Origin of the sequence: Bacillus sp. JH7 (genome assembly GCF_001563515.1) — a bacterium.
GTDB classification, from domain to species: domain Bacteria; phylum Bacillota; class Bacilli; order Bacillales; family Bacillaceae_G; genus Bacillus_A; species Bacillus_A cereus.
Genome location: NZ_LPUS01000035.1, coordinates 30,322 through 48,472, shown reverse-complemented (window position 1 = coordinate 48,472; position 18,151 = coordinate 30,322). Strand labels below are relative to the sequence as shown.

The window sequence follows — 18,151 nt, the reverse complement described above, 5'->3', positions numbered from 1 at the left end:
TTCGCTCGACTTGCATGTATTAGGCACGCCGCCAGCGTTCATCCTGAGCCAGGATCAAACTCTCCAATAAAGTTAGTTTGTCTAGCATCTAAAATAAAAATTGACGTTTCACGTTGTTTGTTTCGTTCAGTTTTCAAAGAACTACTTTGTCGCTCAGAAGCGACTTTATCAATATAACATTTCGTTACACTTTCGTCAACAACTTTTTTCAATAAGTTGTTTTTCGTTTGTTTTGTTTGTTACCTTTCGTGGCAACGAATATAAATATACCAGTTTGATTATTAAAATGCAATAGTTTTTCTAATAAAATTTTTAACTTAGTAAAAAAGTATAAAAACAGCACATTTCTTCTATATAAATATAATTTCTCGCACTATCAAGATTTACTATACCCACGCAACTCATGCTCAAATAAAAAAAGCTTTGGAGAAATCTCCAAAGCTTAGTCTTGTTTATGGCGCATAGCAGGGAATAATAATACATCACGAATAGATGGTGCATTTGTTAATAACATAACTAGACGATCAATACCGATTCCTAATCCACCCGTAGGAGGCATACCGTACTCAAGAGCTTCAATATAATCGTCATCCATCATGTGAGCTTCGTCATTACCTTGTTCGCGCTCTTTTAATTGCGCTTCAAAACGTTCTTTTTGATCGATTGGATCATTTAACTCAGTGAATGCATTTGCATGTTCACGCGCAACGATAAATAATTCGAAACGATCTGTAAATCTTGGATCTTCATCATTCTTTTTCGCAAGCGGCGAGATTTCTACCGGATGACCGTAAATAAATGTTGGTTGGATTAATTTATCTTCTACTTTTTGTTCGAAGAATTCATTTATAATATGACCAACTTCCATTGTATCTTTAATTTCTACATTATGTTCTTTTGCAAGTTCACGCGCTTCTTCTACACTCATCGGATTCCAGAAATCAGCTCCAGAGTATTGCTTAATCGCATCTACCATATGAAGACGTGTCCATTCTGGTTCTAGATTAATTTCATAATCACCATACTGGATTGTTGTTGTACCCAGTACTTTTTTCGCGATATGAGCAACCATATCTTCTGTTAACTTCATAATATCTTTATAATCAGCGTATGCTTCATATAATTCAATCATCGTAAACTCAGGATTATGACGAGTTGATACACCCTCATTACGGAATACACGGCCGATCTCATATACTTTTTCTAAACCACCCACAATAAGACGCTTTAAATGTAGCTCAATTGCGATACGCATATATAATTCCATATCTAACGCATTATGGTGTGTAGTGAAAGGACGCGCAGAAGCTCCACCTGCAATTGCATGCATCATAGGTGTTTCCACTTCAAGATAACCGTTGTCATCTAGGTATCTTCTCATCTCACGAATGATTTTACTACGAGTAACGAACGTTTCACGACTTTCCATACTTGTAATTAAGTCTAAGTAACGTTGACGGTAGCGTTGTTCAACATCTTTTAATCCATGGTATTTATCTGGTAATGGACGAAGAGATTTCGTTAATAGCGTAAAGCCTGTTGCTTTTACTGAAAGTTCTCCAACGTTTGTTTTGAACACTTTACCTTCAATACCTACTAAATCACCTAAATCTGCTGTTTTAAATAATTCGTACTCGTCATCTCCAACAGCATCTTTACGAACATAAATTTGAACTTGTCCATGTAAATCTTGAACATGTGCAAATCCAGCTTTCCCTTTTCCGCGTTTTGTCATAATACGACCAGCGATAGAAACAGCGATTTCCTTCTCCTCTAATTCCTCTTTAGAGAACTCTCCATATAGACTCACTAAGTCAGTTGTTGAATTTGTGCGTTCAAATCTTTTACCGAACGGGTCAATTCCTTGTTCACGTAAATTATGTAGCTTTTCACGACGAACAATCAATTGGTCGTTTAATTCTTCGTGGTTCATGTTATCCATGATATTGATATCACTCCAGCTCTATTTAATTTTACAATATATACAGTATAGCATTTTCTACTCAACTAGAAAAACTGCCAGCAACTAACTGGCAGCTCTTCTTTCTTTCACGTAATTATAGGAAGTGTATAGAAGAATGTCAATCTCCTATGTCCATTATTAACCAACGTAAATTGTTTGTTGTTTCGCTTCCACTTCTTCTACAAATGTACCTAACACATTCGCAAGGTCTTCCCGTGTGTTACAAGCATTAATACCATTACGTACACTCGCATTACCACGAACACCTTTTAAATACCAAGCTGCATGTTTTCTCATCTCTCTTACAGCGACACTTTCATTCTTTAAGTCGATAAGACGATCTAGATGCAACATACATACATCAATTTTCTCGCGCACTGTTGGTTCCGGCATTAATTCACCTGTCTCCAAATACTTTACCGTACGATAAATCATCCACGGATCTCCAAGAGCAGCACGACCAATCATAACACCATCTACACCAATTTCATCAAGCATACGCTTTGCATCTTGCGGCGTTGCGACATCACCATTTCCGATAACCGGGATATTTACAGATTGTTTTACTTGTTTAATAATATCCCAATCCGCTTTTCCTTCATACATTTGCACTCGTGTACGTCCGTGAACCGCCACAGCTTGGCCACCAGCACGCTCAACAGCCCTAGCATTTTCTATTGCGAAAATATGTTCTTCATCCCAACCGATACGCATTTTAACTGTAACCGGCTTTTCAACAGCATCTACAACCGCTGCTACCATTTCATATATTTTATTCGGGTCTAAAAGCCACCTTGCTCCAGCATCACATTTAACGATTTTCGGCACTGGACAACCCATATTAATATCAATTATGTCTGCTGTCGTATATTTATCTACATATTTCGCAGCATCTACAAGAGTTTCTTTCTCTCCACCAAAAATTTGTAAACTTAATGGCTTTTCTCTCTCGTCGATATATAACATATCTAATGTTCTTTTATTATTAAGCAATATTGCCTTATCACTTACCATTTCAGCACAAACTAAGCCGGCACCAAATTCTTTTACTGTTAAACGGAATGCAGAGTTACACACTCCCGCCATCGGTGCTAGTACAACCGGATTTTTCATCTCGATATTTGCAATCTTTAACAATCAATCTACTCCTTCCTGTACAATCACTTTGGCATTAATTCCTCTATCGAAACATTTAATGCCTTAGCAACTTCTACTACAAAATCTTGAGAAGGCGATCTATTCCCTCTCTCAACCTCACCTAAAACAGATACAGATACCCCTAGTGCTTTAGCAAAACCTTCTTGTGTGTAACCTTTTAGCTTTCGAAAAGCACGAATGCGTCTTCCCCATTTTTCTGCTTCCATACCGTTACTCCCTCTCGCCTTTTCATTTCTTCTACTTGTGAACATGAAATGTTTTGTTTTATGTCTTGATTAATTTCTAACAACGGAACGATAACAAAAGCTCTTTCAAACATCCGCGGATGCGGAACAATAAGATTCTCTGCTTCAATATTCTCTTGATTATAAAGTAAAATGTCAAGGTCGATAGTCCTCGGCCCCCACCTAATTTCCCTTTTTCTTCCTAGGTCATTTTCTACTTTTTGTGTTACTTTCAATAATTCTTGTGGTGATAAATTGGTAGAAATTTTTATAACTAAATTTAAAAAGCAACTTTGGTCAGTATAGCCAACTGGCTCAGTTTCATATACAGATGAAATATCATCAACCTGAATATAAGGATTTTTATTTAAAAACTGAATCGCTTCGGTTAGATACGTATAACGCTCTCCAATATTCGACCCTAATGCAATGTAAGCTATATTGTTCATGGACGTTCTCTCGTAATTTCTACTGCTACAGCACGATAATGACCCGGTATCGGTGGATCCGGCTTAATTACCTTAATTGTACAGCGCGAAATACTTTCATATTGTTTTAATATATCTGCAGCAATATTTTCAGCGATACTCTCCACAAGCTTATACTTTCTATCCTCAACAACTTTTCTACATAATTCGAAAAGCTCTCCATAATTGACCGAATGCTCTAAGTCATCACTTTCCCCTGCACGCTTTAAATCCAACTCCACCGTTAAGTCAACTTTAAATCTCTGACCTAATTTATTCTCCTCTGGGAACACGCCATGATAACCATAAAACTCCATATCATGGATATAAATTTTATCCAATTACCTTACCCCCTTACCAATCATCGCATCCATCATTTTAGCCATACGCGCCATTTCTTTCACATCATGGACACGAACAAACTCACAGCCCTTTTCAATACCAAGACAAACAGTAGCTCCCGTTCCCTCAAGGCGTTCCTCTACTGGCAAATCTAATACGTGCCCAATAAAGGACTTTCTCGAAGTACCTAAGAGAACCGGATAACCTAGCACATTTAACTGTTCTAAATTACGCATCGCCTCTAAGTTCTGCTCAGGTGTTTTAGCAAAACCGATACCTGGATCTAAAATAATATTCTCATCTCGCACACCAGCATTTTTAGCAATTTTAATACTGTCATACAAATCAGCAATCATATCCGCCATTAAATTACGATAATTCATGTTATCGCGGTTATGCATTAAAATGATGGGTACATCGTAATGAGCTGCGACTTCAGCAATTTTCGGCTCCGCCTTCGCTCCCCAAATATCATTAATAATATGAGCACCAGCCTCAATTGCTTGCTTTGCAACTTCAGCTTTATATGTATCGATAGATATAGGCAATTTTACTTCTTTTGAAACTGCTTGAATCATCGGGACAACTCGCTTTATTTCTTCTTCTACTGATACTTTAGCAAAACCCGGGCGAGTAGATTCGCCACCAATATCAATAATATGAGCACCTTCACCTTGCATTTCTTTTGCGTGACGTACCGCAGCATCTACCTCGTTGTAACTCCCACCATCAGAAAACGAATCTGGTGTTACATTTAAAATCCCCATAATTAATGTCTTTTCATTTAAATTCAATGTATATTCGCCGCAGCGTAAATCATAATCCCACTTCAAACTACACATCTCCTCTTCGTAATTCATTTCTGCTCCATAATTTCTCTCTTTGCATTCCATAAAGGTACATTAAACTTTTTGTAACCACTCCTACTTTACCCGGGAAATCCTGCGCTTCTATACGATAAAGCGGAACAATTTCTTGAATGGAGTTTGTTACGAAGACTTCATCCGCTGAAAGTAGCTCATCTTTTGTAAAGAAACCTTCCTTTACTTCTATATTTAATTCTTCAGCACTCTTTATAATAAACGCACGAGTGATACCATTTAAAATCCCTGTCTCTAACGAAGGTGTATATAAAACATCACCTTTCACAAAAAATAGATTGGAAACAATACCCTCTGCAACATAACCTGCTTCAGTAAGAAAAATACCTTCCTTACTCACAACATTTCCAATTTCACGCTTCCCTAAAATATTATTTAAATAATGATGAGACTTCAGACGAAATGTTCCTTCCGGTGTATTTCGCACTTGTTTTAGAATAACACCTTCTTTTTCCACTACATCTCCTGGAGCTGTTAAAGGTTTTATAAAAACAATAACCGAAGGCTCTTCATACATTTCCGTTTGTAATCCTATTTCATCTATACCCGCTGATACATTAAAACGTACATATGCATGCTTCAATTCATTCTTAGCGAGTAAATCTTTCAAAATAAGCATCACGTCATTTTTTGTCATTGTCCATTTAATTTGCAATGTATCCAGCGCTTCTATTAAACGGTCATAATGATCATCCAATAAGAAAGGATGACCATTATAAATACGAAACGTTTCAAAAACTCCAAGACCATATAAATAACCATGATCATAAGGAGAAATTTTCGCTTCACTTGCTTCTACATACTGACCATTTACGTAAATTAACATAACGTTGCACTTGGACTGTATTTACAAATGAAATTCTGTAACAACTCTTTCCCATGAGAAGTCATAATAGATTCCGGATGGAATTGCACACCCTCTATCGGCAATGTCTTATGACGAAGTGCCATAATTTCTCCTTCCTCTGTCCAAGATGTTACCTCTAAGCAATCGGGTAACGTCTCTTTCTTAACAATAAGGGAATGATAGCGCGTCGCAGTAAACGGATTAGGAATATCCGAAAAAATCGTCTTTCCATCATGATGCATAAGCGACGTTTTCCCATGCATTAATCGTTCTGCACGGACAACCTCTCCACCAAACACTTGTGCAATGGATTGATGCCCTAGACAAACTCCAAAAATCGGAATCTTTCCAGCAAAGTATTTAATAACTTCCATACTAATCCCCGCTTCATTAGGACTACATGGACCTGGAGAAATCATTAGAAAATCTGGTTTCATATTCTCAATATCTGAAATGGTCACTTCATTGTTACGTTTAACAACGAGCTCTTGTCCAAGTTCTCCAAGAAACTGCACTAAATTAAATGTAAAAGAATCATAATTATCAATCATTAATATCATTTCTCTCACCTAACCGTTTCTTCGCTACGTTCTTTTGCACGCCATAAAGCAATCGCCTTTTTTAACGACTCTTTATATTCATTTTCTGGATTTGAATCAATTACAATTCCCGCCCCTGCTTGTACATGAGCTTTTCCATCTTTAGCAAGAAGCGTTCTAATTACAATATTCAATTCTGTATCTCCAGAATAACCAATCCAACCGATTGAACCTGTATAAATCCCTCTTCGAACAGGTTCTAATTCCTCAATAATTTCCATCGTACGTATTTTCGGGGCACCAGTAATTGTTCCCCCAGGGAATACAGCCTTCACTAAATCAAAAGCATCTTTATCTTCTTCCACCTCACCACGCACATTAGAAACAATATGCATAACATGTGAGTATTTCTCAATTACCATAAATTCATCCACTTCTACAGTGCCATATTTACAAACACGTCCTAAATCATTTCTTTCTAAATCCACAAGCATTACATGCTCTGCTCTTTCTTTTTCGTTCTCAATTAATTCTCTTGCTAATTCTTCATCCTCTTGCTCATCCGCGCCTCTAGATCTCGTTCCAGCAATTGGTCTTGTACTTACTTCAGTTCCTTGTTTCTTAATTAACAACTCTGGCGATCCACTAACAATTTGAAAATCCCCAAGCTCCAGGTAACCCATATATGGAGATGGATTAATTTCACGAAGACTTGTATAAATTTCTAGTGGGTGTGTCTGTAACGTTCTTTCTTGTCTCGTCGACAAGTTTACTTGGAACACATCACCCGCCCCAATATATTCTTGAATACATTCAACTGCCTTCATAAAGCCGGCTTCAGTAAAAGCAACTGCTTCACTTTTCTTTTCAGGACTTTCAAAGGGCACAGTCACTTCAGGCGCTTCTGTCATCCAAAGACTCTTCCACTCATTTAGCCGTTCTTTTGCCTCTTCATATTTATCTACATAATGCGTAATAACCCATAACACTTGTTCTTTTTGATCATAGACAAATACGTCATCAAATAATAAAAAGAAGATGTCAGGTATATTAATATCATCTTCCGCAAGAGAAGGCAGCTTTTCAATATAACGGATACAGTCATAACTGAAATAGCCAATTGCACCACCTTGAAAAGGCGGATACTCTGGGTTATAGTCCGTCTTCCATTGTTCCATATATTCTTGCATTAAATCTAACGGATTCCCTCGTTTTATTGTTTCCTTACCACTTTCACTTATATGTAACGTTTCATCCTTCCCTCGGATTACCGCTACTGGGTTCAGCCCTACAATGTTATAACGACCGCCACGGCCGCTTTCTAACAAAATATGTTGCGATTTACCCTGAGAAAGAAATTTATATTGCTTAAAGAAATCTAACTGATATGGAATAGAAAGCGCTAAAGATTTTCTTCGTTGCATATCAACACCCCGTCTTCTTTTATCCCACCCTCTTAGATTAACCAGCTCAAACTACATAAGTTATTTATATAGAGATTGATTATACTCGAAGGCTAGTGAAAATAATTTAATTATACTACCTCTTATTTTACATGAAGTTTTCTAGTCATTCACTCTTTTCCTATTTCCAATCCCAAAAGAAAAAGCACCCTTTTTCAAGGATGCTTTTTCAATCGCGTTTAATTATGATTCAAATTGATAAAGTGGTGTACTTAAATAACGTTCACCGTTACTCGGGATAATAACAAGTACCTTTTTCCCTTTACCTAACTTTTTCGCAACTTCTGTTGCTGCATAAATAACTGCGCCTGAAGAGATACCAACTAAAATACCTTCCTCTTTAGCCACTCTTCTCGCATATTCAAATGCTTGCTCTGTTTTCACTTGAATAATTTCATCATATACTTCTACATCCAACGTCTCCGGAACAAATCCCGCCCCAATTCCTTGGATTTTATGTGGACCTGGTTTCCCACCAGATAATACTGGTGAATCTGCAGGTTCTACTGCATAAATTTTAATATCTTTATACGCTTCCTTCAGTACTTCACCAGCACCAGTAATCGTTCCACCTGTACCAATACCTGCAATAAACGCATCTAATTGGTCACCCATTTGTTCAATAATTTCTGGACCTGTTGTTAAACGGTGAATTTCTGGATTCGATTGGTTTTTGAACTGTTGTGGTATAAAGTAGCCATGCTCTTTTGCTAATTCAGTCGCTTTACGAATTGCTCCACCCATTCCTTCAGGCCCTGGAGTCAATACTAATTCCGCACCGTAAGCACGTAATAAATTACGACGCTCAATACTCATTGTTTCTGGCATTACTAAGATTGCATTATATCCTTTAGCAGCCGCTACCATCGCTAAACCAATTCCTGTGTTACCACTTGTCGGCTCAATGATTGTATCGCCCTCTTTTAATAATCCATTTTTTTCAGCATCTTCAATCATAGCTAATGCGATACGATCTTTAACGCTACTCCCCGGATTCATAAATTCTAATTTTAAGTATATATCTGCGCTGTCTGATTCTACGATGCGGTTCAACTTAACGATCGGCGTTTTCCCGATTAATTCTGAAACTGATTGTGCCACTCGCATTCCTGTCACTCCTAACACCGAGTATTTTTATTGGTTTTATCTATATTTAGATTTTGTCAGAAAATTCCCTGTTTGTCAATTCATTTGGAGGATTGCTCCTCTTAATTCCCTTATTACAAATTCTCGATTAAATTTGTAATATCTTCTTTAGAGAACTTGTATCGTTCATTACAGAAATGACAGTGAACTTCTGTCTCTTCCTCTTCTTCACGAACTTGCTCTAACTCTGTTTTACCTAAACTAATTAATACACTCTCAATACGCTCGCGTGAGCATGTGCAATTAAATTGAACATCCATTGTTTCTAATACTTTTACTTTATCTTCTCCAAGAACTGCATATAGTAGCTCTTCCGGAGAAAGTCCTTGTTCAATCAACGTTGATACAGGTGGAATCTTTTGTAAACGGTCTTCAATAAATGAAATCGTTTCATCTTGCGCACCCGGCATAATTTGAAGGATGAATCCACCTGCCGCTAATATGCTATCATCTCCATTTACAAGAACACCAACACCTACAGAAGAAGGCGTTTGTTCAGAAACTGCAAAATAATACGTAAAGTCTTCTCCTAATTCTCCTGAAACGATTGGAGATTGACCAATAAACGGCTCACGCATTCCAATATCTTTAATTACAGTTACAAACCCCTCTGTACCTACCGCTTGATATACACGTAACTTCCCTTGTTCTGTTCCTTCAAAATCAACATGCGGATTCGTTACATAACCACGTACATCTCCATTTGCATGAGCATCTACTAAGATAGGACCAATCGGACCGTTACCTTCTACCTTAATCGTTAACTTTTGCTCACCTTTTAACATTGCGCCCATCATTGTACCCGCAGTTAAAGAACGCCCTAGTGCCGCTGAAGCTGTTCTCCATGTATCATGACGTCTTTGCGCCTCACTTACTGTATTTGTTGTACGTACACTATACGCACGCACTTCTCCATCAAACGCTAACGCTTTTACTAAATAATCTTTCATACGTATTTATTCACCTTTCTCATGCTGTAAATTTGCATTACGTTCATATAACATGTATAAACCTTTTAACGTTAAAAATGGATCTACAATATCAATTACATTCGATTCTTCGGAAATTAATTTTGCTAATCCACCTGTTGCAATAACTTTAGGTTCTTGTCTAGCTTCTTCTTTCATACGCTTAACAATACCTTCCACTTGTCCAACATAACCATAAAGAATACCCGATTGCATCGCACTTACTGTATTTTTCCCAACTACACTGCTTGGTTTTGTAATTTCGATACGAGGAAGTTTTGCTGCTCTGCTATATAAAGCCTCTGCTGAAATCATAATTCCTGGCGTAATAACTCCACCCATATAATGCTTTTCTTCGTTAATATAACAATATGTAGTAGCCGTACCAAAATCAACAATAATAAGCGGACTTCCATATAAGTGGATTCCTGCTACTGCATTTACAATTCGGTCTGCGCCTACTTCACGCGGATTTTCATATTTAATATTTAGCCCTGTTTTTATCCCAGGCCCTACTACAAGCGGTTTAATTTTAAAATATTTTTCACACATGCGCTCTAAAGCAAACATAATTGGTGGTACGACTGAAGACACAATAATACCTTTCACATCTTCAAACGAAAGACCTTCATGCTCAAGCAATTGCTTTACAAGCATTCCATATTCATCTTCTGTCTTATGACGATCTGTTTCCATGCGCCAATGCTGACGAAGTTCCCCCTCTTCAAACACACCTAGTACAGCATTTGTGTTCCCTACATCCAATACAAAAATCATATTCTCACCACTTATCTTATTTAATCTATATTTGTGCAGTATGTATAAAACTTATAAAAACATCATATCACACATACTTATATAATCAGCTTTCCTATCCTCATCATTTTACAAAAAGATTGCTCTCTATTTCAATTTTTAATACTAGTTTTACTTAAATTACTTTATCCACTAAGTTCTCAATAGTAATTAACAAAGGTTTTAACAAACAAAAAAGGAGTGACGATAGTCACTCCTTCGTTTCTTACTTATCTTCTTTATCTTCATCGTCTTTCTTCATGTTGATGTTTACTTTCACATCATCTGAAGATGTTGGACGTTCTGGCAATCTGCCGTAATCACATAAATGATTGATTTGCTCAGCATCTAACGTTTCTACTTCAAGTAACGTTTTTGCAATAAGATCTAGCTTATCACGATTTTCAGTAAGAATGTCTTTTGCACGAGCATAACATTCTTTCATAATCGTTTGCATTTCTACATCGATATCGTGTGCAATTGCATCACTGTAGTTTTGCTCTGAATGGAAGTCTCTTCCTAAGAACACTTGACCACCTTGCGAACTACCAAATTGCATTGGTCCAAGCTTATCACTCATACCGAATTCTGTAACCATACGTCTTGCAATGCCCGTCGCACGTTGGAAGTCGTTGTGAGCACCTGTACTCACTTCACCAAATACAATCTCCTCAGCTACTCGACCACCAAGTAAACCAGTGATTTTATCAAGTAACTCTGGCTTTGTCATGAAGTAACGATCTTCTTTCGGAAGCATTACTGCATATCCACCAGCTTGACCACGAGGGACAATTGTTACTTTATGAACGACATCAGCTTCATCAAGAACAACACCAATTACAGTATGACCCGCTTCATGGAAAGCAACGATATTACGTTCTTTTTCAGAGATAACACGACTTTTCTTAGCCGGACCTGCAATAACGCGATCCGTTGCTTCATCAATGTCACTCATATCAATTTTCTTCTTATCTTGACGCGCAGCTACTAAAGCAGCTTCGTTTAATAAGTTTTCAAGATCAGCACCAGAGAATCCTGGCGTACGAGTTGCAATTGCTCTTAAGTTGATATTTTCATCAAGCGGTTTATTACGAGCATGCACCTTCAGTACAGCTTCACGGCCATTTACATCTGGACGATCTACTGTAATTTGACGGTCAAAACGACCTGGACGTAATAATGCTGGATCAAGAATATCAGGACGGTTTGTCGCAGCGATGATAATAATACCTTCGTTTGCACCGAATCCATCCATTTCAACAAGTAATTGGTTCAACGTTTGCTCACGCTCATCATGGCCACCACCAAGACCTGCGCCACGTTGACGCCCTACTGCATCAATTTCATCAATGAAAATGATACAAGGAGCATTTTTCTTTGCATTTTCAAATAAATCACGTACACGTGATGCACCGACACCCACAAACATCTCTACGAAGTCAGAACCACTGATAGAGAAGAATGGAACGCCAGCCTCACCTGCAACAGCACGTGCTAATAAAGTTTTACCTGTACCTGGAGGTCCAACTAATAGGACACCCTTTGGAATACGAGCACCAACTTCAGAGAACTTACGAGGGTCTTTCAAGAATTCAACTACCTCAACAAGTTCTTGTTTCTCTTCATCCGCACCAGCAACATCTCTGAAACGAACTTTTTTCTTTTCATCATTATATAACTTCGCCTTACTTTTCCCGAAGTTCATAACACGGCTACCACCGCCTTGAGCTTGGTTTAATAAGAAGAAGAATAAAATGAAGATGATGACAAATGGAATGATTGAAGTAAAGAATGTTACCCAAGCACTTGTTTCTTCTGCTGGTTGATACTTAACTTCGGCACCTTTCGCTTTATCATTAATTTTCTTTTGTAATTCCTCAGTATTTGGTGCATAAGTAACAAATTGTTCTCCTTGGCTAGAGTTATTAAATTGTCCTTTTACCTCAAATACACCATTTTTCGGTTGAAGTTGCACATTACGCACTTCACCGCTTTCTAGTTTAGTAATGAATTTGTCGTAGCTAACTGATGTCGTTTTTTGTGTCGAACCATTAAAATAGCTCACGATTCCAATTACTACTAAGAATATCAGTAAATAAAAGATGGTATTACGGAAGATACGATTCATTCCTAACCTCCTCTCACGGCATAAACACTATAGTAAATCGTAACATAGAAAAACTTTCCTATACAATTGTGAAGCCTATATTTAATTAATTTGAGTAAACGCTTGGTTTTAATACGCCTACATAAGGAAGATTACGGTACTGCTCTTTATAATCTAATCCATATCCTACTACAAATTCATGTGGAACAGTAAATCCAACATAATCCGCTTTCAGATCAACCTTACGGCCTGTTGGCTTATCTAATAATGTAACAATTTTTACAGACTTCGCTTTACGATATTTGAATAAGTCTACTAAGTAGCTTAGTGTAAGACCACTATCAATAATATCTTCGACGATTAAAATATCGCGACCTTCTACAGAAGTATCAAGATCTTTTAAAATTTTCACTTCGCCTGTTGAAACTGTAGAGTGACCGTAACTAGATACAGCCATAAAATCCATTTCAAGATATGTATCTGTTCTCTTTAATAAATCTGCCATGAATGGCATTGCGCCTTTTAATACACCAATTGCAAGAGGTACTGTGTTTTTATAATCCTCTGCAACAATTGCACCTAGTTCGCGCACCTTTTCTTGTATTTGCTCTTCAGAAATTAATACTTTTTCGATATCTTGATTCATCATTTCATTATCCTCCCGGAAGACTCCTTGCTTTTGTAGTGAATAATCATATATTTATCCTTCTTTGCCATCTCTTTCGAAATTGCAAATGCAGATCGCTTCAACAAGGGTACCCAAATAATGGTCCCACTTGCATCACAAACGACCGGCCATTCTTCTCTTTTTTCTTTCGGTACTTTTGCTTCGATAAAAATAGCTTTTATCTTTTTCGTGCCATTCATACCTTGTATTGACATGCGATCTCCATTTTCCCTAGAACGAATACGAAGTGGATATGATATATCATTATACTTAGCAACAAATACTGTTTCATTCATGTTACTTGGTATATCTTCGCTCACCTCTGTTACAAATTCATCCCCGTTCAATAGCGTAATGGTCCCGGGTACTGATAAATCTTGTAAAAAAGGAGAAACAATTTCTTGTTTAAATCTAAAGCTACACTCCTCGTATGTACGAACAATTTTCAAATCACCTGGAAAATCAAGTGAACCTGAAGGTTGTGTCCGCTTAAAAAACTCAATCACCTTGTCAATATGTATGGAAGAAAGAGAAGATGGAATCTTATATTCATAAAGATAGTTTAATATTAGTTGAATCCCTCTTCTTTGTAAAGGCATAGACATGGATTCAAAGGCAGGAATTGATAAGCTAATTTGTTTATCACTTTTTTTTGTAATTACTTTATTCATTTTCTCAAAAGCTAATTCCTGCAAATAAGCCTCATCCTCTTGCATCTGCATGCTAAATTTTTGGAATTTCTCATGCACTTGTGGATTTTCTTCTTTCAAATGAGGAAGGACATATTTACGTAATCGATTCCTTGTATATACTTCCTTTTTATTACTCGGATCTATACGTGGCATTAAATTTAGCTTATTACAGTAATCAACAATTTCTTCCTTCGTTACCCCAAGTAACGGCCTAATTAAATACCCATTATGAAAAGGACGCTTCACTGCAATTCCTGCATATCCTTTCGGAGTACTCCCTCTTACAAGACGCATTAAAATTGTCTCGACTTGATCATCTCCATGATGTCCAAGAGCAACATATCTTGCATCATATTTCTTCATTATTCTTTCCAAAAATGCATATCTGCATTCTCTAGCAGCAACCTGTGCATTCATTCCGTATTGCTGTTGATATTGTGATACATTAATCCTTATCGTTTCACAAATAATTCCCAGTTCTTCACAAAGGCCCTGCACAAACCGTAAATCCTCATGAGATTCATCACCTCTAAACATATGATCCACATGAGCTACTACAATTTCCAACTGTTTTTCCGCTCTTTTTTCTAATAAATAATATAAAAGCGCTAACGAGTCAGGACCACCAGAAACTCCCACAACAATCGTTGAATCATTCTTTAATACATCATGCTGCTTTACAAAGTCATCTACTTTTTCAACAAATGTATCTTTCAACTTCGTAATCACCTTTCATTAAACAAGAACAGCAACGTTAGTTGCCTTGTCTACAATGGTACAACTTTTACAAACATTGTGCAAAAAAAAGATATACAAAAATTACATTTTTATCTTACATCCTCCGTGTATATTCACAAAATTAATAACATTACCTTTTTCCACAAAAAAACCTAGGTATTCACCTAGGTTTTTAAAATCAAATTATAGATAAACATTCCACTTACATTTTACTGCGCCTGCATTCCTACAATCGGAATCGTAGCCCACTTCGGCATATTTTTCTTCACTTTTGCCACTACAATAGTCATATCATCATTTATATAACCATCACAAGAGCGAATCACTTCTTCCATAATGATATCAGCAATTTCTTGCGGGTCTTCGGTTTGCAATTCTTTAATTTTTCGTTTCATCCACAATTCATGATTCTCCACATGCTGCGCTCCCTCAAAAATCCCATCGCTCATCATAATAAGAATATCGCCCGTTTTTAATTGTTCACCCACCACATCAACTTCAACATCTTCAATGATTCCCATCGGCAAATTACTTGCTTCAATTTTCAAAATATTATTTGCGCGTTTAACAAAACTCGGCGTCGATCCAATCTTTAAAAACCTTGCACTCGCATCCCGCAAATCTACCATAGCTAAATCTAACGTCGTAAACATCTCTTCTGTCGTTCTCAAAGAAAGAATTGAATTGATAGACTTAATTGCTATTTCTTCATCAATGCCCGATTGGAGTATTTTTTGTAATAATTTCACCGTTTCCTTACTTTCCATATGAGCCCTTTGCCCATTCCCCATACCATCACTAATTGCAAGTGCATATTTACCAACACTTAAATCCATCATCGCATAAGAGTCACCCGAAACAAATCCACCGCCTTTTGCAGCTGTAGCCAATCCTGTATCAAGAGAATACGTCTTCGCCGAACCAAATGATATTAAACTATGGCCATTTGGATAAGAAGACTTTTCTTCATGTTTAACGACAATATTTTCTTTAAGGATATCCGAAAGCATCGGTGCAACTAACTTTTCACATTCACCATGTTCATTAGATGCAACTGGAATTAACATTTCAATATCAATACTTCCTCTATCTAAACAATAAATATCAACATGCTCTACTTCGACACCAAAATCACGGAATGCTTGCATAATCTGTTCTTCCTGCACTTGATGATTTTCACGCTCTCGTTGTATCTCCTTAGCAAAATCCTCCATAACCTTTGATACACCTAATAGTTGCTCCGCTACTATTCTACGATTTTCCTTCATTTGTTTTCGTAATTTTTGTCCCTCATAGAAGTGATCTAATTCACCCGCTACTAAATCCGTCACTTTTTTCCCTCTCACACAATGCTTGTCCCACTCACGAACTAATTTACGATTATGTTGCAGGGTTCCTTCTTCCGTTTCATTCATTATTTGTTTCATATAATCGTACGTTTTATCAAAATTCACTACCCAGCATTGATCCTTTTTAAAGCATGTTTGACATGTTTTCGCAGTAATTGTACTCAAAAACAAATCTGCTTCTGTCTCTTTATCTTCTTCCTCTACATACCCATATACAGAAAAGCTATTAGATAAAGCAGCAAATACATTTGCAAATTGGTTGATTTTATTTGCTGTAACATCACGCATCCTTCTTAAATATTGTTGTTGGTCTTGCGAATGCTCTTGTGTACCTGGCATAAATTTAGCAATACGATCCAAAACAAGCTTCGGTGTTAATAAGAAGATAACAATCGCTACACCTGACTCAATTAAAGTTGTTACAATATTTGTCTGTTTGTCCACATATAATGTAATTAAGCTTGTCCCAATTAATAAACCTAAACTAACACCTAAACGCTTCCCTTCTTTTAACAATCCACCAAGCAATCCAGAGAAAGCAAGAAGGCTAAGCTGAGACAAGCTAGACACATTTGCTAAACTTAATATTAGTCCTGTTACAACCCCTACTGTGGATCCTGTGGCAGCACCTGCAATAAATGCAAATACTAGCACTAAATACCTTGTAAAAATATGTTGAATAGAAGCATCATATACAAACCAATCTGTTGTACCCGTTAAAACAGATGCTAGTAATATAATCAAACAAACAATTTCTTCCGTCTCTAATGCCTGTTGTTTTCCTTTCCTTTCCACTAAAAGCGGGACGCTTTGTAAAAATATCATAGTTAATACGAAACTAAGCCCAGCCTCAATGGTACTAACGAGTAAATCGTACATGGTGACAGTTTGTTGCGCAAAATATACAACAACTAAGTGTGCGGTTAATGCGGAGATAAATACTTGAAATGGAACAAGTCCAACAGTTTTACGTGTAAATCGACTAAAGAAGATATTATAAATGAAGAAGGTAAAGATAGATGCAAAGGTAAAAAACAAATTATCTATCGATACCGAAAGAGCTCCTCCCATTAGAGCTAAAAATGCTAGCGGCATCTTATCCCGCTTCATAACATAAACAGCAGCAAAAAATGGCAGTGCAAACGGTAAAATATTTGTTAATATATATGCTCGTCCCAAAAGAAAACCAATAACAACAATAATAAATCCCCATCTAAAGAAAACTTGCTCAAATTTCATTCGCAACTTACTCGTCCACTTTATTCCTCCAAGCTGACTCTCATTCATTGCCAATGCACTTGTATTCATAGTATTCCTTCCTGCTTTAGGCATATTTTTAACACCACCTGCATAGTTTAATTACTGTCATTATAAAAGATGATTGTTGGTTTTTTTGTCAAAACAACAGTTTTCACTTTTATAATCGTTCGACTTTTTATTCGAAATAACTCTACAGATATACACGGTATGTAAGTTATTTTTGAGATTTTAATTAAATATTCAGAAAATATAGGGTGATTTTGTAGAAGTGTTGTATATCTTAATTTATTTAACAAAAAAAGATCATGCAAATTTGCATGATCTTTTTAGATGACCCGTACGGGATTCGAACCCGTGTTACCGCCGTGAAAGGGCGGTGTCTTAACCACTTGACCAACGGGCCGTTAAATTAAATATAGCGGCGGAGGGGATCGAACCCCCGACCTCACGGGTATGAACCGTACGCTCTAGCCAGCTGAGCTACACCGCCATGTCGTCTTATTTAACGGACAATTAGTATCTTACATCAGATACTAATTAAAGTC

16 protein-coding genes, 2 tRNA genes and 1 rRNA gene are annotated in these 18,151 nt (G+C 37.0%); all 19 read right to left on the bottom strand.

Going from position 1 to position 18,151, the window contains the following annotated elements:
• Positions 1 to 70: ribosomal RNA gene (locus AU379_RS28125) — 16S ribosomal RNA — on the bottom strand; the annotation flags it as partial.
• Between the two features lie 372 nt (positions 71 to 442).
• On the bottom strand, positions 443 to 1,942 hold the full coding sequence (gene lysS, locus AU379_RS28120; protein WP_000369668.1) for a lysine--tRNA ligase: 1,500 nt from the start codon (positions 1,940 to 1,942) through the stop codon (positions 443 to 445).
• Between the two features lie 159 nt (positions 1,943 to 2,101).
• The gene (dusB, locus tag AU379_RS28115) at positions 2,102 to 3,100 is read right to left on the bottom strand and encodes a tRNA dihydrouridine synthase DusB (protein ID WP_000912251.1); all 999 of its coding nucleotides are present in this window, start codon (positions 3,098 to 3,100) and stop codon (positions 2,102 to 2,104) included.
• Between the two features lie 23 nt (positions 3,101 to 3,123).
• Positions 3,124 to 3,327 carry a helix-turn-helix transcriptional regulator gene (locus AU379_RS28110; RefSeq protein WP_000387024.1) on the bottom strand — a complete coding sequence of 68 codons (204 nt, stop codon included), beginning with the start codon at positions 3,325 to 3,327 and terminating at the stop codon, positions 3,124 to 3,126.
• On the bottom strand, positions 3,279 to 3,794 hold the full coding sequence (folK, locus tag AU379_RS28105) for a 2-amino-4-hydroxy-6-hydroxymethyldihydropteridine diphosphokinase (protein WP_001059447.1): 516 nt from the start codon (positions 3,792 to 3,794) through the stop codon (positions 3,279 to 3,281). The genes AU379_RS28110 and folK overlap by 49 nt, the downstream gene beginning before the upstream one ends.
• Complete coding sequence (gene folB, locus AU379_RS28100; protein ID WP_000358062.1) at positions 3,791 to 4,153, bottom strand: dihydroneopterin aldolase; 363 nt, start codon at positions 4,151 to 4,153, stop codon at positions 3,791 to 3,793. The genes folK and folB overlap by 4 nt, the downstream gene beginning before the upstream one ends.
• Positions 4,154 to 5,014, bottom strand: coding sequence for a dihydropteroate synthase (gene folP / locus AU379_RS28095; protein ID WP_002103948.1), 861 nt, complete (start codon positions 5,012 to 5,014; stop codon positions 4,154 to 4,156).
• Positions 4,989 to 5,861, bottom strand: a complete 873-nt coding sequence (pabC, locus tag AU379_RS28090) for an aminodeoxychorismate lyase (RefSeq protein WP_000909873.1) — start codon at positions 5,859 to 5,861, stop codon at positions 4,989 to 4,991. The genes folP and pabC overlap by 26 nt, the downstream gene beginning before the upstream one ends.
• Positions 5,855 to 6,442 (bottom strand): aminodeoxychorismate/anthranilate synthase component II, encoded by a 588-nt coding sequence (pabA, locus tag AU379_RS28085; protein ID WP_000602309.1) that lies wholly within the window; start codon positions 6,440 to 6,442, stop codon positions 5,855 to 5,857. Before pabA ends, pabC begins: the two co-directional genes overlap by 7 nt.
• Positions 6,443 to 6,447: 5 nt before the next feature.
• A complete protein-coding gene (gene pabB, locus AU379_RS28080; RefSeq protein ID WP_001189719.1) occupies positions 6,448 to 7,845 on the bottom strand; it encodes an aminodeoxychorismate synthase component I in 1,398 nt (465 codons plus the stop codon).
• Positions 7,846 to 8,067: 222 nt separating this feature from the next.
• Positions 8,068 to 8,991: a cysteine synthase A gene (cysK, locus tag AU379_RS28075; RefSeq protein WP_001261719.1), complete on the bottom strand. Its 924-nt coding sequence runs from the start codon at positions 8,989 to 8,991 to the stop codon at positions 8,068 to 8,070.
• Between the two features lie 113 nt (positions 8,992 to 9,104).
• On the bottom strand, positions 9,105 to 9,980 hold the full coding sequence (hslO, locus tag AU379_RS28070; RefSeq protein WP_000656372.1) for a redox-regulated molecular chaperone HslO: 876 nt from the start codon (positions 9,978 to 9,980) through the stop codon (positions 9,105 to 9,107).
• A 6-nt stretch (positions 9,981 to 9,986) separates the two neighbouring features.
• Entirely contained in the window at positions 9,987 to 10,775 is a 789-nt protein-coding gene (locus AU379_RS28065; protein ID WP_000578368.1) for a type III pantothenate kinase, read from the bottom strand.
• Positions 10,776 to 11,019: 244 nt separating this feature from the next.
• Complete coding sequence (gene ftsH, locus AU379_RS28060) at positions 11,020 to 12,921, bottom strand: ATP-dependent zinc metalloprotease FtsH (protein ID WP_001079672.1); 1,902 nt, start codon at positions 12,919 to 12,921, stop codon at positions 11,020 to 11,022.
• Positions 12,922 to 13,006: 85 nt separating this feature from the next.
• The gene (gene hpt / locus AU379_RS28055) at positions 13,007 to 13,549 is read right to left on the bottom strand and encodes a hypoxanthine phosphoribosyltransferase (protein ID WP_000981844.1); all 543 of its coding nucleotides are present in this window, start codon (positions 13,547 to 13,549) and stop codon (positions 13,007 to 13,009) included.
• Positions 13,546 to 14,976 (bottom strand): tRNA lysidine(34) synthetase TilS, encoded by a 1,431-nt coding sequence (gene tilS, locus AU379_RS28050; protein ID WP_057528123.1) that lies wholly within the window; start codon positions 14,974 to 14,976, stop codon positions 13,546 to 13,548. The genes hpt and tilS overlap by 4 nt, the downstream gene beginning before the upstream one ends.
• A gap of 230 nt (positions 14,977 to 15,206) precedes the next feature.
• The gene (gene spoIIE / locus AU379_RS28045) at positions 15,207 to 17,678 is read right to left on the bottom strand and encodes a stage II sporulation protein E (protein WP_001123552.1); all 2,472 of its coding nucleotides are present in this window, start codon (positions 17,676 to 17,678) and stop codon (positions 15,207 to 15,209) included.
• Between the two features lie 259 nt (positions 17,679 to 17,937).
• A tRNA-Glu gene (locus tag AU379_RS28040) sits at positions 17,938 to 18,009 on the bottom strand.
• Positions 18,010 to 18,022: 13 nt separating this feature from the next.
• Positions 18,023 to 18,096, bottom strand: a tRNA-Met gene (locus AU379_RS28035).
• Between the last annotated feature and the right edge of the window lie 55 nt (positions 18,097 to 18,151).